This window comes from Furfurilactobacillus entadae (assembly GCF_045862745.1).
Lineage (GTDB): Bacteria > Bacillota > Bacilli > Lactobacillales > Lactobacillaceae > Furfurilactobacillus > Furfurilactobacillus entadae.
Genome location: NZ_BQXN01000004.1, coordinates 1 through 25,735 on the forward strand (window position 1 = coordinate 1; position 25,735 = coordinate 25,735).

The 25,735-nt window shown below is 45.9% G+C and carries 26 protein-coding genes; 17 read left to right on the forward strand and 9 right to left on the reverse strand.

The features are described 5' to 3' along the window. The coding region (locus ACKTR5_RS02675; protein WP_407879155.1) for an IS3 family transposase at positions 1–134 on the forward strand (134 nt) is incomplete at its 5' end. A gap of 76 nt (positions 135–210) precedes the next feature. On the opposite strand, the gene ACKTR5_RS02680 is transcribed toward ACKTR5_RS02675, so the two are convergent. Further along, positions 211–1,638 carry an MDR family MFS transporter gene (locus tag ACKTR5_RS02680; protein ID WP_407878950.1) on the reverse strand — a complete coding sequence of 476 codons (1,428 nt, stop codon included), beginning with the start codon at positions 1,636–1,638 and terminating at the stop codon, positions 211–213. Between the two features lie 145 nt (positions 1,639–1,783). Between ACKTR5_RS02680 and ACKTR5_RS02685 the strand changes: the two genes are divergently transcribed. Then, on the forward strand, positions 1,784–2,227 hold the full coding sequence (locus ACKTR5_RS02685; protein WP_407878952.1) for a MarR family winged helix-turn-helix transcriptional regulator: 444 nt from the start codon (positions 1,784–1,786) through the stop codon (positions 2,225–2,227). Positions 2,228–2,339: 112 nt separating this feature from the next. Here ACKTR5_RS02685 and ACKTR5_RS02690 read toward each other — a convergent pair whose 3' ends face one another. Beyond that, positions 2,340–2,879 carry a phenolic acid decarboxylase gene (locus ACKTR5_RS02690; protein ID WP_407878954.1) on the reverse strand — a complete coding sequence of 180 codons (540 nt, stop codon included), beginning with the start codon at positions 2,877–2,879 and terminating at the stop codon, positions 2,340–2,342. Positions 2,880–2,974: 95 nt separating this feature from the next. Between ACKTR5_RS02690 and ACKTR5_RS02695 the strand changes: the two genes are divergently transcribed. Next, entirely contained in the window at positions 2,975–3,514 is a 540-nt protein-coding gene (locus ACKTR5_RS02695) for a PadR family transcriptional regulator (RefSeq protein ID WP_407878956.1), read from the forward strand. A gap of 62 nt (positions 3,515–3,576) precedes the next feature. Here the strand turns inward: ACKTR5_RS02695 and ACKTR5_RS02700 are convergent, their stop codons facing one another. Next, positions 3,577–3,990 carry a helix-turn-helix domain-containing protein gene (locus ACKTR5_RS02700; protein ID WP_407878957.1) on the reverse strand — a complete coding sequence of 138 codons (414 nt, stop codon included), beginning with the start codon at positions 3,988–3,990 and terminating at the stop codon, positions 3,577–3,579. Positions 3,991–4,083: 93 nt separating this feature from the next. Here ACKTR5_RS02700 and ACKTR5_RS02705 point away from each other — a divergent pair, with 93 nt between their 5' ends. Continuing rightward, the gene (locus ACKTR5_RS02705; RefSeq protein WP_407878958.1) at positions 4,084–4,848 is read left to right on the forward strand and encodes an SDR family NAD(P)-dependent oxidoreductase; all 765 of its coding nucleotides are present in this window, start codon (positions 4,084–4,086) and stop codon (positions 4,846–4,848) included. A gap of 158 nt (positions 4,849–5,006) precedes the next feature. Next, the gene (locus ACKTR5_RS02710) at positions 5,007–6,449 is read left to right on the forward strand and encodes an SIR2 family NAD-dependent protein deacylase (RefSeq protein WP_407878959.1); all 1,443 of its coding nucleotides are present in this window, start codon (positions 5,007–5,009) and stop codon (positions 6,447–6,449) included. Positions 6,450–6,502: 53 nt separating this feature from the next. Here ACKTR5_RS02710 and ACKTR5_RS02715 read toward each other — a convergent pair whose 3' ends face one another. Further along, positions 6,503–8,011, reverse strand: coding sequence for a DHA2 family efflux MFS transporter permease subunit (locus tag ACKTR5_RS02715; RefSeq protein ID WP_407878961.1), 1,509 nt, complete (start codon positions 8,009–8,011; stop codon positions 6,503–6,505). A gap of 116 nt (positions 8,012–8,127) precedes the next feature. Here ACKTR5_RS02715 and ACKTR5_RS02720 point away from each other — a divergent pair, with 116 nt between their 5' ends. Continuing rightward, the gene (locus tag ACKTR5_RS02720; RefSeq protein ID WP_407878963.1) at positions 8,128–8,727 is read left to right on the forward strand and encodes a TetR/AcrR family transcriptional regulator; all 600 of its coding nucleotides are present in this window, start codon (positions 8,128–8,130) and stop codon (positions 8,725–8,727) included. A gap of 67 nt (positions 8,728–8,794) precedes the next feature. On the opposite strand, the gene ACKTR5_RS02725 is transcribed toward ACKTR5_RS02720, so the two are convergent. Both ACKTR5_RS02725 and ACKTR5_RS02730 read right to left on the reverse strand, forming a co-directional pair. Then, a complete protein-coding gene (locus ACKTR5_RS02725; RefSeq protein ID WP_407878965.1) occupies positions 8,795–10,333 on the reverse strand; it encodes a WxL domain-containing protein in 1,539 nt (512 codons plus the stop codon). Between the two features lie 71 nt (positions 10,334–10,404). Beyond that, on the reverse strand, positions 10,405–11,955 hold the full coding sequence (locus ACKTR5_RS02730; RefSeq protein WP_407878967.1) for a WxL domain-containing protein: 1,551 nt from the start codon (positions 11,953–11,955) through the stop codon (positions 10,405–10,407). Positions 11,956–12,366: 411 nt separating this feature from the next. On the opposite strand from ACKTR5_RS02730, the gene ACKTR5_RS02735 reads away from it, so the two are divergent. After that, on the forward strand, positions 12,367–13,755 hold the full coding sequence (locus ACKTR5_RS02735) for an amino acid permease (RefSeq protein ID WP_407878968.1): 1,389 nt from the start codon (positions 12,367–12,369) through the stop codon (positions 13,753–13,755). Between the two features lie 158 nt (positions 13,756–13,913). Next, positions 13,914–15,677 (forward strand): hypothetical protein, encoded by a 1,764-nt coding sequence (locus ACKTR5_RS02740; protein WP_407878970.1) that lies wholly within the window; start codon positions 13,914–13,916, stop codon positions 15,675–15,677. A 111-nt stretch (positions 15,678–15,788) separates the two neighbouring features. Here the strand turns inward: ACKTR5_RS02740 and ACKTR5_RS02745 are convergent, their stop codons facing one another. After that, the gene (locus ACKTR5_RS02745; protein WP_407878972.1) at positions 15,789–17,222 is read right to left on the reverse strand and encodes a C69 family dipeptidase; all 1,434 of its coding nucleotides are present in this window, start codon (positions 17,220–17,222) and stop codon (positions 15,789–15,791) included. 225 nt (positions 17,223–17,447) lie between these two features. Between ACKTR5_RS02745 and ACKTR5_RS02750 the strand changes: the two genes are divergently transcribed. After that, on the forward strand, positions 17,448–18,893 hold the full coding sequence (locus tag ACKTR5_RS02750) for a catalase (protein WP_407878974.1): 1,446 nt from the start codon (positions 17,448–17,450) through the stop codon (positions 18,891–18,893). A 165-nt stretch (positions 18,894–19,058) separates the two neighbouring features. Beyond that, positions 19,059–19,514: a nucleoside-diphosphate kinase gene (locus ACKTR5_RS02755; protein ID WP_407878976.1), complete on the forward strand. Its 456-nt coding sequence runs from the start codon at positions 19,059–19,061 to the stop codon at positions 19,512–19,514. Between the two features lie 97 nt (positions 19,515–19,611). Here ACKTR5_RS02755 and ACKTR5_RS02760 read toward each other — a convergent pair whose 3' ends face one another. After that, on the reverse strand, positions 19,612–20,793 hold the full coding sequence (locus ACKTR5_RS02760; RefSeq protein ID WP_407878978.1) for a DUF998 domain-containing protein: 1,182 nt from the start codon (positions 20,791–20,793) through the stop codon (positions 19,612–19,614). A 371-nt stretch (positions 20,794–21,164) separates the two neighbouring features. Here ACKTR5_RS02760 and ACKTR5_RS02765 point away from each other — a divergent pair, with 371 nt between their 5' ends. From ACKTR5_RS02765 to ACKTR5_RS02775, 3 genes are all read left to right on the forward strand, one after another. Further along, positions 21,165–21,458: a metal-sensitive transcriptional regulator gene (locus ACKTR5_RS02765; RefSeq protein WP_407878979.1), complete on the forward strand. Its 294-nt coding sequence runs from the start codon at positions 21,165–21,167 to the stop codon at positions 21,456–21,458. Positions 21,459–21,612: 154 nt separating this feature from the next. After that, complete coding sequence (locus ACKTR5_RS02770) at positions 21,613–21,738, forward strand: hypothetical protein (protein ID WP_407878981.1); 126 nt, start codon at positions 21,613–21,615, stop codon at positions 21,736–21,738. Positions 21,739–22,108: 370 nt separating this feature from the next. Continuing rightward, positions 22,109–22,915, forward strand: coding sequence for a DUF1003 domain-containing protein (locus ACKTR5_RS02775; RefSeq protein WP_407878983.1), 807 nt, complete (start codon positions 22,109–22,111; stop codon positions 22,913–22,915). Positions 22,916–22,964: 49 nt separating this feature from the next. Here the strand turns inward: ACKTR5_RS02775 and ACKTR5_RS02780 are convergent, their stop codons facing one another. Then, positions 22,965–23,531 (reverse strand): TMEM175 family protein, encoded by a 567-nt coding sequence (locus tag ACKTR5_RS02780; protein WP_407878985.1) that lies wholly within the window; start codon positions 23,529–23,531, stop codon positions 22,965–22,967. 112 nt (positions 23,532–23,643) lie between these two features. On the opposite strand from ACKTR5_RS02780, the gene ACKTR5_RS02785 reads away from it, so the two are divergent. The 4 genes from ACKTR5_RS02785 to ACKTR5_RS02800 form a co-directional block, all read left to right on the forward strand. Continuing rightward, entirely contained in the window at positions 23,644–24,087 is a 444-nt protein-coding gene (locus ACKTR5_RS02785) for a MerR family transcriptional regulator (RefSeq protein ID WP_407878987.1), read from the forward strand. A gap of 215 nt (positions 24,088–24,302) precedes the next feature. After that, positions 24,303–24,629: a carboxymuconolactone decarboxylase family protein gene (locus tag ACKTR5_RS02790; RefSeq protein WP_407878989.1), complete on the forward strand. Its 327-nt coding sequence runs from the start codon at positions 24,303–24,305 to the stop codon at positions 24,627–24,629. A 9-nt stretch (positions 24,630–24,638) separates the two neighbouring features. After that, on the forward strand, positions 24,639–25,037 hold the full coding sequence (locus ACKTR5_RS02795; protein ID WP_407878991.1) for a cupin domain-containing protein: 399 nt from the start codon (positions 24,639–24,641) through the stop codon (positions 25,035–25,037). Positions 25,038–25,051: 14 nt separating this feature from the next. Continuing rightward, positions 25,052–25,735: SDR family oxidoreductase (locus ACKTR5_RS02800; protein ID WP_407878993.1), on the forward strand; the 684-nt coding region annotated here is incomplete at its 3' end.

Sequence of the window (25,735 nt, forward strand, 5' to 3'; positions counted from 1 at the left end):
TACAGCAATACGCAAACGCCTCAGAGCTAACCAAAGCAATCAATTCCCGGATTAATTATTACAATCAAAAGCGAATTCAAATAAAATTAGGCGGTCAATCACCACTCGATTTCGAGCGGCAATTAACTGCCTAATTAACAAAACTATTTAGTTCCAACTTTTTGGGTAAACGTCACCGAGATGATCTTTTGGGTTCAGCCTTTTTTGATATTACTGATTCAATTGTTGATCTGACTTTAAGAACAAACTGAGGATAACACCTAAGGCGCCAATTGCGGTGGCAGCCCATAGTGCGGCGTGAGCACCGTTAACAAGGGCTTGATGAATTCCCGTTGTGAAGGCTTGCCGATCCGTTTGCAGTAGTTTTGTGCTTGGTGACGTGGTGGTTGCAACGTTACTCATAATCGAAACAAGGATGGCCGTTCCGATGGCCGCACCAATCTGGCGCACCATGTTATTACTGGAGCTCCCGTGACTGATTAAATCACGGGGGAGTGATTGCATGCCAAGCGTACTGGCTGGCATCATGACAAATGACAGGCCGACATTGCGGATGGCGTAGGCAAGGATGACTAGCCAGATGGGTGTGGTTAACGTAATGAAAGTCAGTGCTAAGGTGCTGAGCGTCATGACGAGAACCCCAAAAATTACAATGGTGCGTCCCTTGCCGGCGCCTAAGAGTTTTCCGGCGAGGGGACTCATTAAGAACATGACGATGGCCCCGGGGAGAAGCGTTAATCCAGACTGGAAGGCCGTTAAATTACGGACGTTTTGCAAGTAAAGTGGCAGAATGAATTCAACCGCAACCATGCTGATTTGGGCAATTGCACTGATAATAGCAGCGAGGGCAAAGTTTCCCTGGCCAAAGACCCGGAGTTGAAGAATGGGATTTTTGATGCGCCCCTGCCGAAACAAAAACAGCGCTGTGATTATGCTCCCACAGATAATTGGCGCAATGGTACTTGCGGCCCCCCAGCCGTGATTACCAACGTTTGAAAAACCAAAGAGTAATAGACCAAAGCCACTCATCGAGTAAATTACGGAGGGCCAATCAAGCGGAATGACGCGGTGTGGCACAACGTCGGCCATGAAGAAGAGCCCCATTAAGACTGCTAAAATAATAACGGGAAGCATTGCGATGAAGATGGAGTGCCAGCCCCATGTATCGACTAACCACCCGCCTAGTGTGGGCCCGACGGCTGGTGCCAAACCGAAGACGATGCCGAGCAGGGCAGTTGGGGTACTCCGTTCATCCTTGGGGTAGACGGAAAAGAGAATGGTCATGGCTAACCCAGAAAGAATCCCGGCACCCATGGCCTGGACAAAGCGGCCGAGGAGTAGCCAGCCAAAACTTGGCGCAAAGGACGCAATGATCGTCCCAAATAAAAAGATGAGTTCGGTGGTGACAAAGAGGTGTTTCGTATTATACCGATCAGCCAGCCATGCGGTGATGGGGATGAGAACGCCACTAACCAGAGCGTAACCAGTGGATAGCCATTGAACGGTCGCAGTGCTCAGACTAAATGCGGTCATTAACTTTGGCTGGGCCACGGAGAGAATGGTTTGGTTGAGCATTGTAACAAAGGCGCTAATAACGACGGCTGCGACCAGGAACCGCCGATTGTACGTTGTTTTCATGAGTTTTGAGCCTCCAAAAAATATAGTTAGATATCTAACGATTTGTAACTATAATCGTTAGATATCTAACTGTCAAGCACACACCGATGAAAATTGACTAGATTCCCATGCTATACTAGTAAAAAAGGTGCTGTGGAGGCCGCTAATGGCAGTGAATGGGCAACAAATCAATAATTTAATTAGGGAAATTGGGATTACGCAACGGCGACAACTGGAGACGCGGTTACGAACAGAAGTTAACGTGACCCCTGAACAGGGCCGCGCACTCCAGATGGTTGCGGCCAAACCAGGATTAATTCAACGCGAAATGGCCGATATGTTTAACCGCCGGGGAGCAAGTGTTTCAAGTTTGCTCCAAAATCTTGAGCGTGATGGCTTGATCACTCGGCAACGGGCGGCGAATAACGGCCGGAATAAACAAATTTTTTTAACGGAAGCGGGGCAACGGCTGGTTGATCGAATTCAGGAAGAGTTTGAACAGGCAAATCAAGGTGTGACGTCACAGCTGACGGTGGACGAGCAAAAAATGCTCATTCAGCTCCTTCAGAAATTAAACAACGGTGAAGCTGATCATGGCGACACACTTTAATGCAAATAAAAATGACCATCACTGGGACCCCGCCGCTTTGGCTGATTCCCAGTAATGGTCATTTTTGCATTGATTGTGATTAAGGTCGTGCTGTTTTTAATGAATGAACTTGTTATTTTTGAAGCTGGTGATAATTTTCATCGAAGTAACGGCCGTTGCGAATGTCGTCCGTCATGCCGGCATAGGGCGCTTCACTAATAACGGCCTCGTTATTTTGCCCGGCATTCCCCATGTAAGTGATTGTTGCAAATTCTGGTACAACGAGTTTTGGATAAGTCGCGTATTTTTCGCGGGCCGCGCGCATATCGTCTAGGTGCTCGTTTTGGTAGGTGACGGTGATTTCGGGATGGTCTTCAACCCACTTTGGGAAGAAGATGGTGCCATGAAGTTTATCTTCGTTTGGTAAGAAATCTAAGGCAACGTCCGTACCAGTAGGCTCGGTCCAGCTAATCTTGTAGATCCCGGGTGTTAACATCACAATGTCCGCTGTCTGATCCGTGACCCAGCGACCCGCAACCATACCACCGTGAATGCGGTAATCGACGGTGTGGTCATTTTTGGCGTACCATTCGTACTCCCAGCCATTGTCGTAAGTGTAAATAAAGTGGGTTCCAAGAAAGTCATCCAGTGTTTTAAATGTTTTATGGTTCATTGTAAAAACCTCCATTGTTTAAGTAATCATATACATGTAATTAATTACATGTATATGATAGGATGTTTTTAAATACTTGTCAAGGAGCATACACAATGGCACAGAAAAACCGGTTGAAGTACATTTTGCTCGGACTTTTAACCGAGCGGGCGCAAAGTGGCTATGATTTAACGCGGGCGTTTGATACGGGCATTGGTGAATTTTGGTCAGCGAATCACAGCCAAATTTATCCGTTGCTAAACAAAATGGAAACTGAAGACCTGATTACGCACGAGTCCCAACTGGCGGGGGAGAAACTGACAAAGAAGGTTTATTCAATTACGGCAGCGGGGGAAGAAACGTTTACTCAGTGGTTGGGGAGTGCCTCTGACGCAGATAATGAGCACGATGAGTTTGTTCTGAAGCTGTATTTCATTCAGGAACGGCATGATTTTCGCCTGGTCGAAATGGTTCGAAACCAACGCGCTAAACGGCAGGCAAAACTGGCTCATCTTCAACAGCAGTTGGCGGATAAGTTTATGGATTCAACGATGATTGAGCAGCAGTACGGTCATTATTTGGTCTTACGCCATGCGATTGAACGCGAGCGTGAATACGTTGCGTGGTTAACGAGTATTCTCGATGAAGCAAAATAAAAACGGCACTAGGGCAACTGCTTAGTCTAAGCAGTTGCCCTAGTGCCGTTTTTGAAATCAGATTACGCGTGGTTCGTTGTCTGTGAAAATGGTGTGTCCGCTGAAAGTAGCTTCGCCTTTTCTTGTTCAAAGCGGTGCATTTTTTCAACGAGAAAAGATTGTTGCTGTTGCAAGCGAGTAATTTGTTGGTTGGTTTCATCCTGCAAATGTTCTAGGAGGGCAATTCCGGTATCGTAGGCCGTGACTGACTTATGATCATCACGGAAAAGGTCAAGCATTTGTTTTGTTTCTGCAACGGTGGCGCCGAGATGTCGCAAATGAAGTAATTTATTGAGGTCATCCAGATCATGATCACTATATTCACGTTGGCCGTTGTCGTTACGTTGAATGGGGTGGAGAAGCCCCTTCTTTTCATAGAAGCGGAGGGCATCATAGGTCACATGAAACTGGGCGGCAACGTCATGAATAGCATGCATTGATTTATTTTCTCCTTTTTTTCGAATTAAGCTTGCGCTAGTCTAACACCAGCGGCGTAGGATATCAATTATTCAAACAGGAGGTTCATTTAAATGACAGAAAATAATCAAGAAGTGATAACGTTAGTGACCGGTGGTAACCGGGGGATGGGATTAGAAATCGTCCGTGAATTGGCAGTGGCAGGCCAGCACGTCATTTTAGGCGCGCGACGTCTTGAAAAAGGGCAGCAAGCAGTTGCAACGTTGGCGGCGGATGGCATTAACGTCGATGTCGTTGAACTAGACGTTACGGATCCGGATTCAGTGACCCGCGCGGCGCAAACCATTGCGGATCGGTATGGCGCCCTGTCTGTTTTGATAAACAATGCGGGAGCTGTGTTTGATTTTCGTCAAACGGCCGCAGAAGTTGAAATGAAACGGTTACGGGCAGACTTTGAAATTAATTACTTTGGCTTAATTGACGTGACGCAGAAAATGCTCCCGTTGTTAAAGAAACGTCCACAGGCAAAAATCATTAACGTATCAAGCATGATGGGGTCCAAGACAGAGGCATTGAACCCAGCATCCGAAGTTTACCAGGCGGTAGCTGTCGGTTACCAATCCGCTAAAGCTGCGGCCAATATGTTTACCGTTCAGTTGGCAAAGGAAATGCGCCGTGAAGATCTGAACATCACAGTGAACGCCATTGACCCCGGGATAGTGGCAACTGAGTTTGGTGGCGCAACTCCGGAGCAAGTGAAACAAATGGGTGGGCAACCAGTGAGTGTTGGGGTGGCCCGAACCGTTGAATTGGCAACGGACTGGACAAGTACAGAAACGGCAACGTTTAGTAATACACACGGACCGGTGGCGTGGTAAAACTATTAGCGGTCATTAAGCGCGTTCAACTCGAAGTGAGTGAACGCGCTTTTTATTTTTGCCAATACATAAATATTAGATATTGACCGACAAAGTTAATAAATGCACAATGATTTCAAAGGAATTAAAATATTCATTTTATAAAAAGGGATAAATTTATGAAAACTGAATTTAAAACGTTTTATACTCAAATGGCACTGGAATTGCTGAATGGAAACCTAACTTTTTTTATGGGAACTGGTTTTAGTATGCAACTTACAAATGGACAAGCGCCAAGCTACGAGCGTCTCCTTTTTGAAGTGCTGGAGAGCGTCGAAAATCGTTTGGAAGAAGCATCAAATAATCATGACGAAAAATGGATCGATGAAAAGAAAACTCAAAAGAATGAATGTGTACAGTTAAAAAAACAGCTTTTTAGTGAGCACCATAGAGCGAAGTACGATTTACAAATTACGGCGCAAATTATTGAAGACTTTTGTAATCGCTGTGAACAAGATTCTAAAGTAGTCGTTGCTGATTGTATAGGTAATGATACTGAAGACGGAAAAATAGATAAACAACAAGTGAACAAATTAAAAGAATCACTAATGAGTTTTAGTGATGGGAAACAGATTGCTAATGTTAATTTTATTACTACTAATTATGATGATTTGATTGGTGGTAGTTGTTTGGAAGGTAATTGTAATCGTATTTTCGGCAATAAAATTGAGTCGTCCATGAAGAAAAATATGCCGGATGTTTATCATATCCATGGTGTTGCTAGCAATCCCAAATCAATGGTTTTAACGATGAAAGATTATTTTAAATTTGAACGAAGCAATGATTATATTTTCCATAAATTTTATAGTCTTTTATATGAAACAACGGTCGTAATAATGGGGTATTCGCTCCAGGATTTTGATTTGAATTTGTTTTTGAGCGAAGTTAATGATTTTAAAAAGCAATCAATGCGTGAAAAAAATATTTTTTATATTTCTAGAAATAGTGTTGATCACTTATTCAAAGAATATTATTTTTTGAATTATGGCATTAGAGTCATTGATAATACGGAAATTGATGAGTTCTTTTTGAATTTGGCTAACACACGTGAAGACGCAGATGAGGTTATGTCCTTGGATTTTGGTGAATTACTAAAAGGGGATAACGAAGTAGAAGATGAGTTATTACATAATCAGATGGGATTGGGTCAAATTTGTGCAGGACTTAGTTCAGTATCGTCTTCTCTTAATGATCCTAAAACACTTCACTTTATTTTTGGTCTCGTTGAACGTAAATTAGTTTTTACTAAAGAACCTAAAAGGTTTGAACAGTACGTCCATTTAGCTTCATGGTTGATTTTTTTATTGAAGAATTTAGATTTTGAACGATTGACAATTACTGATGAAAAACGTTTTGAAAAATTTCTACAATATTCGTTTGAGAACATGAGTAAGGAACTGAACCCTGGATATTCGTGGAATGCTTATGCAGAGTGGAAGCGACGAATTAAGGAACTGAATCCAAAACAACGGGAGTATTTGTTGAGGTTTATTGAAGATAGAAAATTCAAACCAGAAAATAATGTTGATGGAATTAAAAATGAATTGAATTTGGCGCAATAATGATTACTTAAAAGACGATTAATGTGAATAGAATTGAATGGAAACTAAAAAGTTTATTTATTATGTTTCAACTTAGGATTTAAAGGTTTTTTATTATTCATTTTGTTCGTCAGCAGCAAGGTGGGAATCAATAAGGCCAGTGCTGTTAACGAAATGATGAGGAAGCCGTTTTGGAACGCTGCCGTTTTAATTGTCAGCATGTGGTTAGCCGCAAATGATTGAATGTGCGCGGGGGCAACGTGAAAGTCACCGTGCTTAAGCTGGGTGGCAAACGTTTTGGCACGGGTGGTTGCGTATGATGAAATGATGGTGGTGATCAACGCAGACCCAAAGGCACTCCCGACGTTTTGAATGATGCGTGAACCAATGGTTGCGGCGGGAACCTGGTCGGCCCGCATACCGGTGTAGGCGTCTGCCATTAATGGCATCATAATACCGCCGGCGCCAATCCCACGGATAAACAAGACAATGCCAATGAGCCAGTAGGCAGTGTCTTTATCGAACCAGTAAAACGGAAGCGTGCCAACAAACGCAATCAAACTGCTGATCAAGACTACGTATTTAGCACCGAGTTGGTCGGTGAGTTTGCCCGTTAAACCACGGGCTAGTAACATGCCTAATCCCTGGGGCAACAAGGATAGTGCCGCGGTGAGAACGGACATTTTTTGAATTGTTTGAAAATAAAGGGGCAGCAGTAACATCGCACCGTTTAAGACGGTTCCAGCAAGAAAGAGGCCGAGTCCGGCGCCATTAAACGAGCGAAAGGTAAATAAACTAAGCGGCAGAACGGCCCGCTCCTTTTTAATGGCCGCCCAAATGATGTAACAAACCAGGGCGCCGATCCCACCGATGATGAAAGTGAGGCTGGTCCGGTTATTAAAAGTGGCTGTATGCGCTGCTCTTACCATGCCGTAAATGATTGAGCTAGAGGACAGGATCAACAGTAAAATGCCGATGAAGTCCATTTTTGCCGCCTTATTTTGGGCTGGATAATGGGGCATTTTCCAAATGATCAACGCAATTGAGATCAACACAACCGGGATGTTGACCCAAAAGAGCCACCGCCATGAAGCAAATTTGATGATGATTCCACCAATAATGGGTCCAAATAAAGGACCAAGAATCATGGGTAAACCAACCGTTGCCATCATTTGCCCAATGACGTCAGTACCAGCTGTTTGAACCAGAAGTGTTGTTAGCAACGGCATAATCAACCCGCCGGCAAACCCTTGAACTAACCGTGCGAGAATCAATGCGTGGATGGTGGGTGACAGGGCGGACAAAAGCGAGCCAATTCCAAAAAGAATTTCGCCCGCCATGAAGACGGTTTTTCCGTCAAACTTATTTAGGAGCCAGCTGGAAAATGGCACGGCCACTCCGGTTGCCAGTAAGTAACAGGTGACGGTCCATTGCACCGTCGTGACGCTGCTATTAAAGCTTTTAACAAGGTTATTGATGGCAATGTTCATCATTGTCGAATCTAATAACGGCGCCATTGCACCGAAAACGATGACTAGTGCTGTTATAACCGTTGATTTAGGAATCTTTGTTTCTTTTGACATAATTTCCTCTCCTTAAGATACTACTCGGTATCTTTTAACTACGAAGTGTATAATACGCTGTAAGAAGAAAAAGTCAATAAGAAACTTTTTGGTTTCTTAAACACAAAGGAGAAAAGATGACGAAGACGCGTCGCCGGGGTGCGGAACTAGATGCAGCAATTTATGAGGCCACCCGCTCAATTCTAGAAAACGAGGGCCTTGCGCAGCTCACCTTTGCAAAGGTTGCCGCTGCGGCGGGAACCAGCAAACCTGTTATCTATCGCCACTGGCAGTCACCATTTGAACTGGCCTTACTGGCAGTACAAGATAAAATTAAAACTGATAATAACGGCCGTCTTGATGAACTGGAATTGACTGGGACCAGCCTGTCAGCGGATTTGTTTCAAACGTTTAAACGGTTTACATTCAGTACGGATGCGTTTGGAAAATCATTTGTCCTGAGCTTTAATGGCCTTAATGATGAACAAAATAAGCAGTTGCAGGTGATGATCAACGAGGCAAAACAAATCGACATCAACGCGATTGATCACGTTGTGGCGCGTGCCCAGGCCCGCCATGAACTGGCGACTGGCAAGCTTGATGACGCGCTTAAATTGATGCCGTTTGAATGGCTCCGTTACCGGATTTTTATGAACGAAACCATTACAGATGAAGACCTGACAAAGTTGATCGATGGCATGCTTGTTCCTGCGTATCGACAAGCCTTAGCTAAGTGACTAAAAGACCCACACAGACACGATAATACGCTGTCTGTGTGGGTCTTTTGATTACTGCTTGGGCCGTTTAGTCAGGTGCATTTGTCAGTGACCAGTTGATGGAACCAGTGTACTGGCCGGCGAGGGCACCGGGATCAACGTGAAGAAGAAGCCCGTTAGTTGCCGACCAATCGGCAGCGGCATTCGTTAACGAGTGACCGGCCGCCTTGGTGCCGTTGGCAACGATGGTGGCTGCGCTTGAAAGTGGGGTAATGGAGCCGTTATTAGCATCAACGAAACCACCGGGAAGCTTAACGCCAGCAGCGTTTTTCATGGGGGTCGCGCTGGCCGTTAACGTCCATTTTGCCCCGGGTTCACGAGTATCACTAATATCAATTGGTGCGGCAGCTGGGGCCTTATTAATGGGTGTTATCGGGACTGTGGATGTCGGGAATGTGTAGGTGGCAGGTAAGGCTTCAAAAGAGAGCGTTCCGGGAACACAAACAACGGTAATGTAAAGTGGCTCGGAGTTATCAGTACCGTTAGTCGCGTAGATGGGGACTGTGAGCTGACCGTTTGGAATCAATGCGGCAAGCTTTGCGCCTAAACTTGTGCCCTCGGTGTCAAACGAAATGTTGTTACGCGCTGGACCTGAGGAATCTGAAGCAGAGATGCCCGCGGCTTTAACGAGGGCGCTAATAATGTCATCGTCACTTTTTTGACTTAACGCGAGCATTTCATCTGGATTAAAGGTGACCGTTTGCGTATCACTTTCGATTTCAAGGTCGTCTGACTGGACGGACGCCTGGGCAGTCCCAGGCGTGTCGCCTTTTGTGCTCGATTCCGTCACGGTCACCTGTGACTTGCCGCGAAGGCTGGTGCCGACGGGTAAGGTGTACCGCCCATTTCCATCAACTGTGGTGGTCGTGTTTGTTGCGTCACAGCGAATGGTGTCACCCGCAAACGAACCGGTTCCAGAAATGGTTGTGTCCGTATCCTTAACGGGTTGGTTGATGGTTGGCTTGAGGCTGTAACTGGCTGGTTTGGCCCATGTGGCTAAAGCAAAATAGTCAGGGTTGTTGGGCCGAAGGGCAGTTGTGGCCTGAAAACCGATGTAATAAGGGGGCTGACTTTGGGAAAACAGTGGAACTGCTACCATTAGATTCGTGAAGATCAAATTATTTGTGTAGTTTGGTTGAATGTTGAAGTAACCTAACAAGTCGTCACCGTCATCATTAAACGTATTGTTGCTGAAACTACCGAAGTAGAGGCTGTTAAGTAGATAAAACTGGGCGGGAACCGAGGTTGAGTTTCCGGTTGAAAATTTCCCCGTGAGTTGAACCTTAAGGGTATCAGTCCGCGTGGAAATTTGACCATTGACGGTATAGTTCGCTAAAACCTTGTTGATTGTGGGGTATTTGATTTGTCCAAGTGGGTTAGTTGTTGGTGACTGACCGGCCACATATGCCCGCTGATTAACAATGTTCATCGTTGAAGTGACATCAACGAAATTGTTGGCATCATCTGCGTGAGCGGGGAGTGGCGCACACCACCAAAAAATAAAGAGACAACTGAGCAGGCCGAAAAGGACTTGATCGGTTAATAAAGTGAACTGTTTTTGTTTCATGTTAAGCTCCTTTGCAAATAACTAACCGAATTAAAGCTGGTTGAAAACGAAAGAATGTTTTAGTTGTGCATCTAATTGGGAGCGTTGGCTAGCGTCCAGGTAATCGTGCCGTGGTACTGATCGGCGAGAACTCCAGGATTTACATGAAGGAAAATCCCGTTTGTTGGCGACCAGTCCGCCGTTGCATTGATTGTCGATTGGCCGAAAACCTTAGTCCCAGTGGCAATCGTTGTGGTGGCCGTTAATGAAGTGGTAGTCCCATCGTGGATGGCAACTAGTTCACCGGGGAGTGGTCGCCCACTTGCAGTGGTCAATGGCGTTGCACTGGCTGAGAGCGTCCAGGTGGCACCAACGGCGCGGGTATCCGTAATGAGGATGTTGGGATTTACTGGGGTCAGGTTAATTGGTCCAATTGGGACAACGGTGGTTGGAAAGTTTAGGGGTGTAAGCGGCGTTTGGAGGGCGACGGTGCCTGGGGAGCTGATAACGGTGAGTTGTAAGGGAGCAGAGTCAACACCGTCTTTTGTGGCATAAATGTTGATGTGCATTTGACCACCCGGAATCAAGGCTGCAAGTTTTGCCCCCAGATTTGAATGGTTTGAGGCAAATGTGATCCCGTCACTCGCCCCGGCGGTTGTGTCGGTGGCTGAAATCCCGGCTGCGTGAACGAGGGTGGCGATAATGTCTGCGTCGTTTTTTGTGATGAGTGGCGTCATCTTATCTGGGTTCAGGGGAACCGTTTGAGTTGTACTTGTGATAATGAGATTCGGACTTGCTTGAACTGGTGCCGAGATGTTACCAGGATTATCGGTTCCCAATGGATTGATTTCCGTTACTTTGACGTGGGCCCGGCCGCGCAGACTGTCGCCAACAGGGAGTGTATAGGTGCCGTCCGCATTGACCGTGGTGGAAGTATTGGTGGCGTTAGAGACGATGACATCATTTGGAAACGAACCGGTACCGGTAATTGTGGTGTCAGTATCTTTTATTGGGGTCGTGATGGTTGGCGTCAGCGTGTATTCATCCGTTGTTGGCCAGGTGACCAACGCAATTGAATCGGCATCGGCAGGCCGTGAGGATACAGCACATTGAAGACCTAAATAGTAGGGGGCCTGTCCCTGAAAGGACCACGGGACTGACGTGGTTAATCCTGAATTGGGGAAGGAGACGGTGTTTGTGGAATCGACGGTGGTTCCCAATTGCGGGAGAAGATCCGTAGAACTACTGGTGAAAACGTTGCTACTAAAGGCACTGGCGTAAAGGGCATGGATGTTATAGGGCTGAACGATTACCGGAATCAGCGGTTTCCCCGTGGAGAACGTACCAGCAAAAGTTACCTGAAACTGGTTCGTTCGTTTGGTAATGTGACCGTCTGTCGTGTAGTTTGCGGTGATCTTAGTGATGGTCGGAAAGGTCAATTTACCCAATGGATTTCCCGATGCAGATTGGTCGTTGGCATAAATGCGTTGATTAAGGACCGTAACGGACGGGGTAACGTCCACGAAGTCGGTTGCGTCAGTATTTGCGGCAGCCTGAATCGGAAAGGCGTGAAGCACAAACAGGCTAAGCATTAAGAAGAATGAGGACCAGTTAATGATGAAATGGAACTGCGGTTGTTTCATGGTAACCACCCTTTCACAGAATGGAATAATTTTAATAATAAATTTATTTAAGTTTATTTAACTGGGATGATAGTAACATCATTCTTTACATATGACAACGAAAAAGGAATGGGCGGTTGCTTCCCAATGGCGCAAACATTAAAAAAGACTTGCATTTAAATGAGCTTAATGTTAATTTTAATGGCATTAAGTGTTTACTAAGGCTAAATGACTGGGAGGGCGGCGATGATGAAAACGAATGTTAACAAAATGAATGCGGCCCAGTCGATGACCACAACGACCTCAACCACAGTGCTGTGGTTGAGCTTTTTGTGGTGAGATAAACGATATCAATCACAAAACGGCCAACCACGAACTTCTTACTAGAAGCGTGGTTGGCCGTTTTTTAATTCAATGGTGGAGGAATGGCAAATGGAAGAGGAACAAGAACAAGCGGGGCTAAAACGGTCCCTGTCAGCAGGGCAAATGCAGATGATCGCACTAGGGGGCACAATTGGTGTCGGTCTGTTTTTAGGATCGACTGCCACGATTAAGTGGACCGGGCCGTCCGTTATTCTCGCCTATGCATTGGTGGGGGGCCTCCTTTACCTTGTGATGCGTGCGTTAGGAGAAATGATTTACATTAATCCAACGACGGGATCCTTTGCTGACTACGCAACAACATACATCCATCCGCTTGCCGGTTACCTAACCAAGTGGAGTAATGTGTTCCAATACATCGTGGTGGGGATTAGTGAAGTGATCGCCGTGGGTGAATATTTGCGGTACTGGTGGCCCTCTGTTCCGGGCTGGTTAGCCGGCGTGGTCGTTATTGTGCTGTTAACGCTGGCCAACCTTGCTTCTGCGCGGGCGTACGGGACGTTGGAATTTTATTTTGCCATGATTAAAGTAGTGACGATCGTTGTGATGATCGTTCTTGGAGGAATGGTTATTTTCCTCGGTTTAGGGAACCATTGGCATGCAGTGGGCTTAAGTAATCTGTGGTCTCACGGCGGTTTCTTTACGGGCGGTGTGAAGGGGTTCATTTTCTCGATGTCCGTTATTGTCGGTTCCTATCAGGGCATTGAGGTGCTGGGAATCACGGCCGGCGAGGCGAACAATCCGCAGCATGCCATTGTGGCCTCTGTAAAATCAATCGTGTGGCGGATCCTAATTTTTTACATTGGGGCAATTTTTGTCATTGTGTCGATCTACCCATGGAATCAGTTATCCGCAATGGGCTCTCCGTTTGTTGAAACGTTTGCTAAAGTGGGGATTACAGGAGCGGCCGGAATTATAAACTTCGTGGTGTTAACAGCCGCGATGTCTGGTGCGAACTCCGGGATTTATAGTTCGAGCCGCATGCTGTTCAAACTTTCTCATGATGGCGAGACGGCAAAGGGGTTAAGCAAGTTGTCACCACGCCAAGTGCCATTACGGGCAACCCTTGCGATTTCGGGCGGGATTTTCATCGGTCTGACGTTAAATACGTTATTTACGCAGTTTAGTCACGCTTCAGCAAACATATTTGTGCTTGTTTACAGTTCCAGTGTGTTACCCGGGATGGTACCGTGGTTTGTGATCCTGATTGCGGAACTCCGGTTTCGGCGGGCGAACCCAGAGTTAATGAAGGCCCATCCGTTTAAAATGCCGCTGTACCCAATGACAAACTACATTGCGTTGGCCGCATTGGTGCTGGTGGTGATCTTTATGTTTATTAATCCAGATACCCGGATCTCTGTTTCAATTGGGGTGCTCGTTTTGGCGGTGCTGAGCTTGACCTATTACGTTCGGCGGTGGCGCGGACTGGGTGTTGAATAAGCCCCCCCAAAAAAAGTAAAAAATGATATTAGAATCAAATTCAGTAATTAATCTATTTGAACCCTTTATTTTTAACATTTCATAAATTGATTTTGGTGTTAGAAACATTCATGCTATTATCAATTGAGGATTAATTTTAAAAGAAGGGGTTCACTATTTTGAAATTCTTTCAAATATGTAAACGTTCTGCTGTGATTCAATCACTTCTGGTCATACTGATTATTGCTGCGTTTCTCTATTACGCAGGGGGAAAAACGGGTTATTTATACGCAGGGGCGGATTTAAGATTTCATGTTAATCGGATGTATGAAATCCAAAAGAACTTAGAGACCGGGCATTTATTGCCGACAATTTCAACATTTTCTGCGAATCAGGTTGGGTCTTTTGTTATTCGTTTGTATCCACAAATGCCTGTGTACATTGGTGCGATATTATTAATGGTGTTTCCACCAGTTTTTGCGATGTACCTTTTTATGGGCTTACAAATCTTTCTTGGATTTTTGGTTTGTAAATACGTTGCCCGAAAGTTTTACCTTGATCAACTTAATAGTACCTTTGTAGCAATCACCTATGCATTGTGTATCCCACTGTTAAGCCGGGCCATTCAGCAATGGCTGATGGGAGAAGTTTGGGCCATTAGTTTTATGCCACTGGTTATTCTTGGCTTTGTGGGAATTGTGAGCCATTCGAATGAAACGGATGATGCGCATCAAATCGTGTCAATAACATTACGACAAAGCATTGTGGCATTGGCATTGGGAATGGGCCTCGTACTATTCTGCCATATTTTATCGTTTGTTATTTTATGTTTCTTTTTAGGAATCGGCTTTGTTATTGCGTTATGCTTAGCGAAACAAAAATGGTTATTGACTAAGTCAATGGTTGCCGCAGGAGTTTTAGGTGGCGGTTTCACAGCCTATTTTTGGTTGCCATTATTGTTGGTGTTCCATAATAATCGCATTGCAAATCCGATAATCCTTAAGGATTTACCCACGTGGGCAAGTCCTGATCTCCAACAATTTCTTGGAAACGTGATGGGGCTACACTTTTCAACAGATACAACGGGCTTAATTGTATTAATTGCTTTATTTATTTTTCTCGTAACGTATCATAAACAGACCCGATTGACTAAGTGGTTGGCCGCTACCTGTTTATTAGTTACCGTTAGTGAATCAAAAGAAGTGTGGCAGTATTTGTACTGGCCGCCACTTAGTCAAATTCAGTTTCCTAATCGAATGTTAGGCATTGTTTTCTTTCTTGGTAGTTTGTTGCTGGGGTTAAGCGTGGTTGCCGCTTTTTCCAACCGCCGGCAATCACAGCATTACTTTTTATTTGTGGTAGCGCTGTTTGCGATTGGCATTAGTTTTGTTAGTGTGAAAAATGAATGGTTACCGATGATTAACCATGACCGGGTAGCGATTAAAGTGAAACCAAGTAAACATCATTTGGTTGATACGACGACACCTGATTCTTTTAAAGTAAATAATCATGAATTCCATTATTTGATGGGATACTGGACTAATTATGGGGCAACTGATTATTGGCCGAAAGCAACTAATAATGATGTTTCATTAATTGACCATGTTGTGAAACGTGATGGCAAAAAGGGAACAGCAAAATTGCATCCGCTTCCTAATGGAATGCGCTATCAAGGGCATTTTGATGCACATAGTACTGTGGTACTACCATTTGTCATGTACCATGGACGGTATCAAGTTACGGATCAACAGGGTCATCCTTTGCAATATCACGTGGACAAACATGCTCAGCTGGTGGTTAAAACAAAACAGCAAACGTCTGCGATCACTGTTTATCGGCCGGTCGAATTGAGCACATATCTAGCGCTAGCGATGAGTGTTTTGACGGCGATTTGCTTGATTGTTTTAGGCTATCAAAGACCGCGGAAATCGATGAAACATTAACGGATAAGTGAGGATACTCGTTAGTTGTTTAAAATCACTTAAAATAAACAGACCATCGGATAGCAATCTTACAATTGCTATCCGATGGTCTGTTTTTGATTGCGGTGATTTTTACAAATTTGGATCCATTTTAAACGTCAGCTTGGATAGTTCCGCACCCTTTGTGATCAAACTGAACAGAAAATCACGGGTGGTTTGGTTATAATGAGCAGCGATTTCATGGTTTTGCTCAGTCAGATAAGCAGTCAATGCGTCGCCGCTAAGCGTGGCGGCCGCCTGGTCAACCATGGCAATTTTCCGTCGGGCCCATTCACCGAGGTCCTTTTGGTAATCAAGGTCGTCCTCAATGAAGTCGGTGTAGTGGGCTTCAACGATGGTGGCAAGGGCTTCGTACAACCAGAAGGCGTCGTTTAGGTCCATCTTTTCTGCTACGGTTCTGTAAGATTCATCAGTATCCGTTGCGTTAGTAAAGAATGGCACGTATGGACAGAAGGTTGGGACGCCCATTTCCACCCATTGAATCCCAGCATTACCGAGCCGGTCACTATCTCGCATCTGAAGAATGTGTGATTGCGCCGTCCGCGAAAGGGAAATGGACCGGTAGACTTTGCGTTCTGCTGGTGTGCCATCGCCGAGCGGGTCATACTTTGTTTCGTCAAAGTGGGACTTCAAAATGTACTGAATGTCCTCAACGGAAATTTTACGTTCTGCCTTACGAATGAACGGCATGTCGGGAGATTCAGGTGTCTGGTTTAGCGTCGTGGTTGGGTTTAAAAAGCGTTGTGCAAACCAAACGCGGGGGGTGTTGTAGTGATGGTCTTTCTTTGTGTTGGTTCCGAAAATGTGGCGGAAATCCCACCGGTTTTCGTCAGGGTTGAGGTGGTTATCGGCAACAAATTGCTGAATGCCATCCGCCCACTGATAGTTTTTCGGATCCGTAAAATCAATGTCTTCAATGGCAATTTGGTTGGCGGCAACGGCGTAGCTATCATCCGGAATCCGGACGGCGACCCACATGTGACCGGTGACGATTTCCATGTACCAGACTTCATTATGGTCATTAAACTGAATGCCGTTTCCTTCAGCAGAACCGTACTGTTTGATGAGCTTACCGAGGTATTCGACCCCTTCACGGGCACTGTGAATAAACGGAAGCACTAAGGTGGTTAATGAATCCTCAGCAAAGCCGTTTTTGACGAATGGATCGTAGGCGAGGACTTTTTCATTGGCGTACACGCTTTCTGTCGCGCTTTCACCAACGTTGGCTTCATTAAACCCGTCTTCTTCATTCGGGCCATCGGTTGGATCTGCATTAGGAGTCGCGGTGTAGCGAAGTCCGTCAGCTGGCAGTGGCACGGTTAGCTGATTGTACGGTGAGACGTATGTTTCTGAACGACCGGAAACAGCAGGCTGAACGAAGAAGCGTTTGGGATGAATTGCTACCACCCGGTCCTCGTTTCGCGCAATGTAGGTGGCACCATCAAGGGATGCCTTTTTACCGACCATGATTGATGTACAGGCGGATGCTTCAAAACGATCTGTCATGTGGAACCTCCAAAATAATCTGAATTAATGACGCTAAATAACCTTCTAACCGAGTATAACGGTCCTCATGACGGAGTTCAAATGTGGCTCAGATCGGGTAAAAAGTTCAGATGACCTAACGATTAAGTGATTCATTATTTCATCCGGCCGATTGCTAGGGTCCGTGAAAGTTATCGTGGTAACGTGAACATTGCGGTAAAGCTATTTTAAGGAGGAATTGAGACGATGACGGATAAATTAACAACCAGTGCGGGACAACCATGGGCCGATAATGATCACTCACAAACGGTGGGCGAGCGGGGTCCGATGCTACTTCAGGATTACCAACTTCTAGAGAAGTTGGCCCACTTCAACCGGGAACGCATTCCGGAACGTGTGGTTCATGCAAAAGGCGCCGGTGCAACCGGAACGTTTACGTTAACACGCAGCATGAAGCAGTACACGAAGGCGGCGGTTTTTAATGCTGTTGGGGAGGAAACGCCAATTGCACTGCGTTTTTCACAGGTTGCCGGGGAGTCGGGCTATCCAGATACATTGAGGGACGTCCGCGGTTTTGCCCTCAGGTTTTATACACAAGCAGGGAATTACGACATTGTCGGTAACAATACGCCGGTCTTTTTTGTAAACGATCCACTGAAATTTCCAGATTTCATTCATTCGCAAAAACGGGATCCGCAGACCCACTTGCGGAGTCAGCGGATGCAATGGGACTTTTGGGCCCATTCACCAGAAAGTGTTCATCAGGTGACCTATTTAATGGGTGACCGGGGAAATCCGGCTAGTTATCGAACAATGAACGGCTACAGGAGTCACACATTTAAATGGGTGAACGAGGCGGGCACCGCTTACTGGGTGAAATACCATTTTATTAGCAAGCAGGGCGTCAAGAACATGACAACGGCGGTCGCTGCACAAACGGCCAGCAAGGATCCGGATTATTTACTGCATGATTTATACGATGCAATTGAACAGAAAGATTATCCGAGCTGGGATGTTTGCGTTCAGATTTTGCCAGATGAGGCCGGGCGCGCGTATCCAGCGGATATTTTTGACGTGACAAAGGTGGTGTCGCATAAGGATTATCCACTGCAAAAGATCGGAACGTTTACGTTAACGCATAACCCGATCAACTATTTTGAAGACGTCGAAGAGCTGGCGTTTTCACCAGCAAACCTTGTCCCCGGTATTGAGGCCTCACCAGATAAGCTGCTCCAAGGGCGGCTCTTTGCATACAAGGACGCGGCCCGTTACCGCTTGGGTGCAAATTATGAGCAGCTGAAGGGAAACCGACCACTTTCGCCGGTCCACAATTATGAGCGTGATGGGTTTATGGCCCAGGGACAGGATAATCGCGTGAACTATGCACCAAATAGTGATGACGGTCCGGTTGCTGATCCAACGGCTGCGCCTAGTGCGATGCCGTTGACGGGGGAAACTGGGGCGTTTCTGCCACATGACCAAGATTATTATTCGGCGGCTGGCAAATTGTACCGGTTAATGTCAGCGCCGGAACAAGACCGGTTGATTGAAACGATTGGGCAAACGTTGGGCAGCGTGGCAGATGACGAAATTCAACGGTTAGAGACTTGGCAATTTTACCGTGCAGATCCAGAATATGGGCGGCGCGTTGCTGATGTTCTCGGGTTGACCATTGAGTTTGATCATGAGTAATTGTCATGGCGTGTTACCAACGGCGCCGTGAACTAAATAAACAATATATGTAATGGTTGTTTACTTTGGGAATTGGCCTGTTTAAGTAAGGTCTGTTGATTGGGGTTCACCATTTAAATCGATTATAATTAGATTGCGATAATACAGATGAAAGGTGGCTTCATGATGACAGAAGAACGAACATTGATTCTCGTTAAACCAGATGGTGTGGAAGGCGGTCACGTCGGCCAGATCATTACCCGATTGGAACAGCACGAGTATGGTCTAAGCGCATTAAAGGTCGTGACAAAGGCAACGGATGCACAACTCCGGCAACACTACGCGGATAAGGTTGACGAACCCTACTTTCCTGGCCTGGTTGCGTACATGCAATCTGGCCCAATTGTGGCCATGGTGGTTAGTGGAACAAACATCATCAGCGAATTTCGGCGAATGGCAGGAGCCACTAATCCAGGTGAGGCCGCTATCGGAACGATTCGGGGTGACTTTGGCCGCGAGTGGAATGATGGTGCCATTCGAAACGTGGTTCACAGTTCAGACAGTGAGGCCGCGGCTTCACGAGAGACGGCGATTTGGTTTCCTGAATTAACGGCGTCACCTGAGTCTGAGACAAGCGATTGATAACAATGACTATTGCATAAGCAAAAACGGCGCTCTTTCCAGTTTTGGAAAGGGCGCCGTTTTCGGTTGCTGTTCTTTAGTTAGCATTGAAGAATCGTCACTCAATTTTGATGACAAATGTTGTTTCATCAGCCATGACCATGTGCTGTAGCGTTTGAAGTAGTAGTAACAACCAACTGAATGCCATGGTAAAGGCAATCATTTCATACGCGGTCAGCGATAAGTACTGAACCGGGTGGAATAGTAAGGACGTCGCAACGAGGAGGCCCCCGATGGTGTATGAAAAGACTTTGAATTCAGTGGTCAGACGTGGCAATAAAAAGCGGATGGTTAGGATGGTGATGATCATAAAATAGACCATCCAGCGAGCGGCCTCATCGTGCAGAATGTGCATGAGACCGTGACCATTATTAGCAAACAAGCCGACACAACCTAGGCACATGGTCGTTAGGACCAATAAGAGTCGCAGGGCAAGGAGCCGGCGACTGTTTCCAAACTGCTTGCGGAGGTTTGAAAAAATAAAGTCAAGAAGCGCAATCGTAATTAGTGCTGATACGATGAGTGTCAGGTTAAATGACCAGCTGTTAGCGGCACGATCTGTTCCAAGAAAACTGAGGTTGTGTTCCCACCAACGTTTGTTACTGTTTGTGATCATTGAAGAAAAGACACCGCCGACGATCACCGAAATGAGGAGCGTATAAATCATGTTTGCGGACAGGGATACAGCAGAGAGCATCATCAAAAAGTTGATGAGACTGCTAAAGAGAAAGAAAAGAATGGTCGAGGTGAATTGATCAAAGGTGATTCCACGGAACAACAAGCCGGCGAACCAGAAGAATCCCAACATGCACATGGTAAGAATGATGATGAATGAGAGCAAAACCGTTGGGAACGTGCGCCAGTAAAGGCTACCCGTTAGCCATTTTTGAATAACGCGGCGCTGTTGGAAGTAAAAGAAAATAAATGATAGCGACCCACTAACCAAGCCAAACATAATGGTGGTACTGGCGATGGAATTGCTACCGGCAAGTGCAAACTGTGTTTGATGTTGACTGTTGAAGTAAAAGTAAAAGGCGATACTTGAAAGAAGCGTTGGTAGCCAGAACCAACGCAGTGGGAGTGCCATGTGCTCCGAAGGTTGAGCGTGAGCCGCTTGAAGCGTAATGGTGGCATCCGTAGATGCAGGAACGGTCAGTTGAACTTCATCGCCAGCATCGATGTGTAAGTGGTCGACCACTTCAGGCGGGAGGTTCAGATGGAGCGGGTGTTCAGTTGTCATGATGATTGTCCTTATATAAGTCATGGGTCATTAGTAATCTAGTCTGCCTTTCATTTTACAGGATTTGTTAGTGATTTGCAGATGATCTTGGCATGGATTGCTGAAAACGGCGGGTAATCGTCGTGAACGAGAGCGCACAGATTAGTTGCCGATACCATTGCGGGTACGGATGAGTAAATGGCATCGAACAAAGTGAAGATAGTTTTTTATAAACGTCTGTAAGACCAGTGTTTTAAAAGAGAATCAGGACCTGTTTTTACACGATATTTATGGGGGTAATGAATAACATGGTTTAAAAAGTGGAAAAATAGCTTCTAAATCCCGCCTGGGGTATAATTGTTTTCATAAATAACGTACAGGGGGACTGACAGATGATTAATGTTTCGGCAAAAAACCAGCCGGTAACCGCTAGTAAACAAATCACTAACCGTCTTAAGCGATCACGCGGGCAGCTTGATGGCGTGTTACGGATGATGGACGAGGGCCGTGAATGTCAGGATGTCCTGGTTCAATTAGCTGCCGTTCGGTCAAGTGTGGATCGGGCCATGAAATTAGTTGTGGCAGAAAATATTCGTCAGACCGCCACACAGATGGGAATTGAAGCCGACAGTGAGGAAGCGTTAGCGTTGCAGGAATCACTCGACTTAATGATGAAGACGCGGTAAAGAAAGAGTAGCCGGATATTGCCCAGCCATTGGGGGAATATCCGGCTTTTCATTAGATAATGAATGTCGATGCGTGGTGAGGCGAAAGTAGTGGGCTTTCTCGGGTCAACATGGTATACTCGTTGAAAATTACTGACAAAGCGAGGGCTTGCAAATGGAAACCTTGTTAGCAATTGTACTGATGGCCGTCACGACGGTTGGTCTTGTTCTGAGCGACGTTAAAATTGCGCGCAGCACAACGACAGAAGAAGTAGAACCTGTTAATAATGATAATGCGTAACTGTGTCAACTGTTTAGGCTGACTCAAAATAAAGAAGTAAGCAGAACCGGCTGCGGTCCCAAACTTAGAGGGATCGCAGCCGGTTTTTGAATTAAATCATTAAAACGAAAAAGTTAATCGAGCCGAAAAAAAGTTTTCTTTTAGTTCAAAAAGCTTGAAAGAAACGCGACGAGCCCGGTATAATGAAGATGTAGAAATACTCAAAGACAACTAGGAAAGGCAGGTGAGTGTTATGTCAGAAGCCGATTATCATATATGTTCCACAAGCGATGACGGTCCCGCGTGTTTGCAAAGCAGATTTGTGACGAACACTCACACTGTTAACTTTGCCGCACGCTAAATTAAGCATTTACTGGAGTGAAGAAAGCTAATGCAGGAATTTAACGGCACGGTTCACTGTCTGGTTGATCAGAAAGCTTATGATCTCGTAGACGGTGTTTTCCTAGAAGATTTGGACGGTCCCTTGCAGGCGTTGATTCGTCGGGACTTTCTGAAGGCAGCAAACCATGACTTTATTTGTAGTGAACATCTGGTGCATTATCGGTTAATGAAAATGGATCAGATGATTGCAAAGGATTATCGACAAAACCGGCGTTTAAACCAAAAATTGACCCGGGTTCTGGAAGATGATAACTACCAGGTTGTCGATGTTCGGGAGCAATTGGAAAAATCACTAACATTTGGTCAACGGGTGGCGGACGCTGTTGCCCATTTCGGGGGAAGCTGGCCCTTTATAATTTCGTTTATTACAGTAATGATTCTGTGGATCATTATTAATGTATTTCATTTGTTCGGTGTCCACTTTGATCCGTACCCATTCATTTTGTTAAACCTCTTTTTGAGCATGGTCGCCGCAATTCAGGCGCCCTTGATCATGATGAGTCAGAATCGGTCGGCTGAGTATGACCGAATGCAGTCAGTTAATGATTATCGGGTTAACCAAAAGTCCGAAGAAGAAATTCGGGTGCTCCATTCAAAAATTGATCACGTGATCCAACAGGATCAGCCCAACATGTTAGAGATTCAAAAAATCCAAACTGAGATGCTTGGATCGATTGAATCGCAAGTCAATGAGCTTCGGCGGTTGCAGGCGTACTTTGATGAACATGCTGTGACAGGAACAAACCCAAAGTCAGCTGATGAGACCACAGATAACCAGCTTAATCAGGACCATTAATGCAACTCTTATGAAAAGGCCATCCTTGTCGGATGGCCTTTTCTCGTGCTTATTTATGTTTATGTTCACGAAGCGGGCGTAACCAGAGCAATGAATTAAAGGCAATGTCAGCCAGCGCGAATGGTGGGAAAAAGATGGTCACTAAAACAGCAATGACGTTGATGCCAAGCGAGGTTAATTCACGGCGGTCGGAATCCTTTGAAATGCCGTCATGGCTGTCATTATCATTGGCATGTTGAACGGCATGATTGAGCCAGATGAAAGAGAGATTAAACGGAATCATCAGTGCGGCATACAAAACACCACTTGGTTGCGCAAAAATGTCTTCACCGAACCACGCTGTGACGGCTGGTAAGAGGGACATCCAAAATAACAGATTGATGTTCGCCCACATGACCGTACCGTCGACCCGTTTAGCGGTTGCAAACATTTGATGGTGATGATTCCAGCTGTTTGCAATCAGGAGAAAACTCACGACGTAGGCAATCATGGGAATGGCGACGTGCCCCAGTGAGGCCCACGTGTGCTGTTCTGGGAGGTGAATATCTAAAACGAGAATGGTGATGATAATGGCCATGACACCGTCGGTAAAGGCTTCAATTCGTGCTTTTGACATCTCTAATCGCTCCTTAAAAGTGGCCGTGATGGTGGACGACCGCTGATTATTAATGTTAGTGTACCATGAATAATTAATTTAATGGCGAGTGATAAGAAGGCGGGGAAGTAACATGACAAACGCAATCCAGAATGGTGAACAACGCTATCGAATCGGCGACTTTGCAGAGCAAACGGGACTATCCAGCCCAACCCTCCGGTATTACGAAAAGGAGGGGTTGATCGAGCCGCACCGGACGGATAATGGATTGCGCTACTATACGGACGCAGACGCGGCGTGGATCAAATTTCTGCTGCACCTTAAGGATACGGGAATGACGATCGAACAGCTGAAGCAGTACGTTCAGTGGCGGGCTGAGGGGGATCAAACGATTGACCAACGACTTCAATTACTGAAGCGGGTGCAACGGCACTTTTTGCAACAACAGGCTGAACTGCAACACAGTTTGACGATTTTAACGGATAAAATTGATTGGTATCAAAACAAGGTGGATGGTCATATCGAGGATAATGAGGACTTTGCAAGTTATTTGAAACGACTGAAACACAAAGAATAGAGCGCGACCGCATGCGGTTAGGCCGCCTCATCTAAGCCAAACGGGCACCATGGACGGTTTATGTTCATGATGCCCGTTTGGCTTAGATGAGAAAGGGCCTGCATGTGGTCGCGCGTTTTTAAAAAAAGTTTGTTTTGGGGCTTTACTTAAAGTGCACTTTAGGTTGTTTAATATGAGTAATCAATGCAAGTTAAACGACGAGGAGGATCACAGTTATGGCAAAACAAACAGCAGGGCGTGACCAACTGGGGGCGTTTGCCCCTCAATTCGCGGCGCTAAATGATGACGTTTTATTCGGTGAGGTGTGGGACGACACGGACAGTTTATCCGCTCATGATCGGTCATTGATCACGATTGCCAGCATTCTATCGGCCGGAAACATGGAACAGTTGGCGACTCACTTGCGGATTGGGAAACAAAACGGGATCACTAAACAAGAAATCACCGCAGAAATAACCCATTTAGCCTTTTATGCAGGCTGGCCCAAGGCATGGTCGGCGTTTAATCGTGCAAAGGAAATCTGGACAGACGAAGAAAAGTAGGTAAGCGAGATGACAGAAAAAGAACCCGTATTCGGTAAGGGTGCGTTGAATACAGCGTACGCTCAGTATTTTATTGGTAATAGTTATTTGAAATCTCTAGTGGCCGACGACGCCATTAATGTGAACGTGGGCAACGTGACGTTTGAACCAGGGTGTCGCAATGATTGGCACATTCACCATGACGGCTATCAATTGTTGTTAGTTACGGATGGTGAAGGCTGGTACCAGGAAGAAGGGCAAGCACCACAGCACCTAAACAGTGGCGATGTTGTCGTGATCCATGATGGCGTTAAACACTGGCACGGAGCCACCAAGGACCACTGGTTTACGCACCTTGCAATCACAACGGGAACGGCAGAATGGCTGGAACCAGTCACGGACGAAGCTTACGCTTCACTGCCAGAATAAAAGGAGCTTAATAAATGAGTATCGACGGTAAAGTTGTTGTTATCACGGGTGCTTCATCAGGAATTGGTGCGGCAACGGCTCGATTATTAGCGAGTCATGGTGCAAAAGTCGTCCTGGGTGCGCGTCGCGCTGACTGGTTGGCGACGCTGGCGGATGAGATTACGGTGGCCGGTGGAAGTGCTGTTTACCAAACGGTTGATGTGCGTGACGCGACGCAGGTTGCCGCGTTGGTAACGTTAGCAAAAACGACGTATGGTCAGGTGGATGTCATCTTTAATAATGCTGGGATCATGCCAAGTTCGGCTATCAGTGCGTTGCACACGGATGAATGGAACGACATGATCGACATTAACATTAAAGGGGTTCTGAACGGAATTGCGGCTGTGATGCCGGACTTTGTGCGTCAACAACATGGTCACATCATTACAACGTCCTCTGTTGCTGGATTGAAAAGTTTTCCGGGGGCAGGTGTTTACGGTGCAACAAAGTTTGCCGTAAAGAACCTCATGGAAGTGATTCGGATGGAAAGTGCAACGGAAGGAACAAACATCCGAACAACAACATTGTATCCGGCGGCCATCAATACGGAATTATTAAACACGATTACGGATGAAGGTACCCGAGCTGGCATGGACCAACTGTATGATGCGGTGGGCATCTCACCGGACGCCATTGCACGGGTCGTGAACTTTGCGATT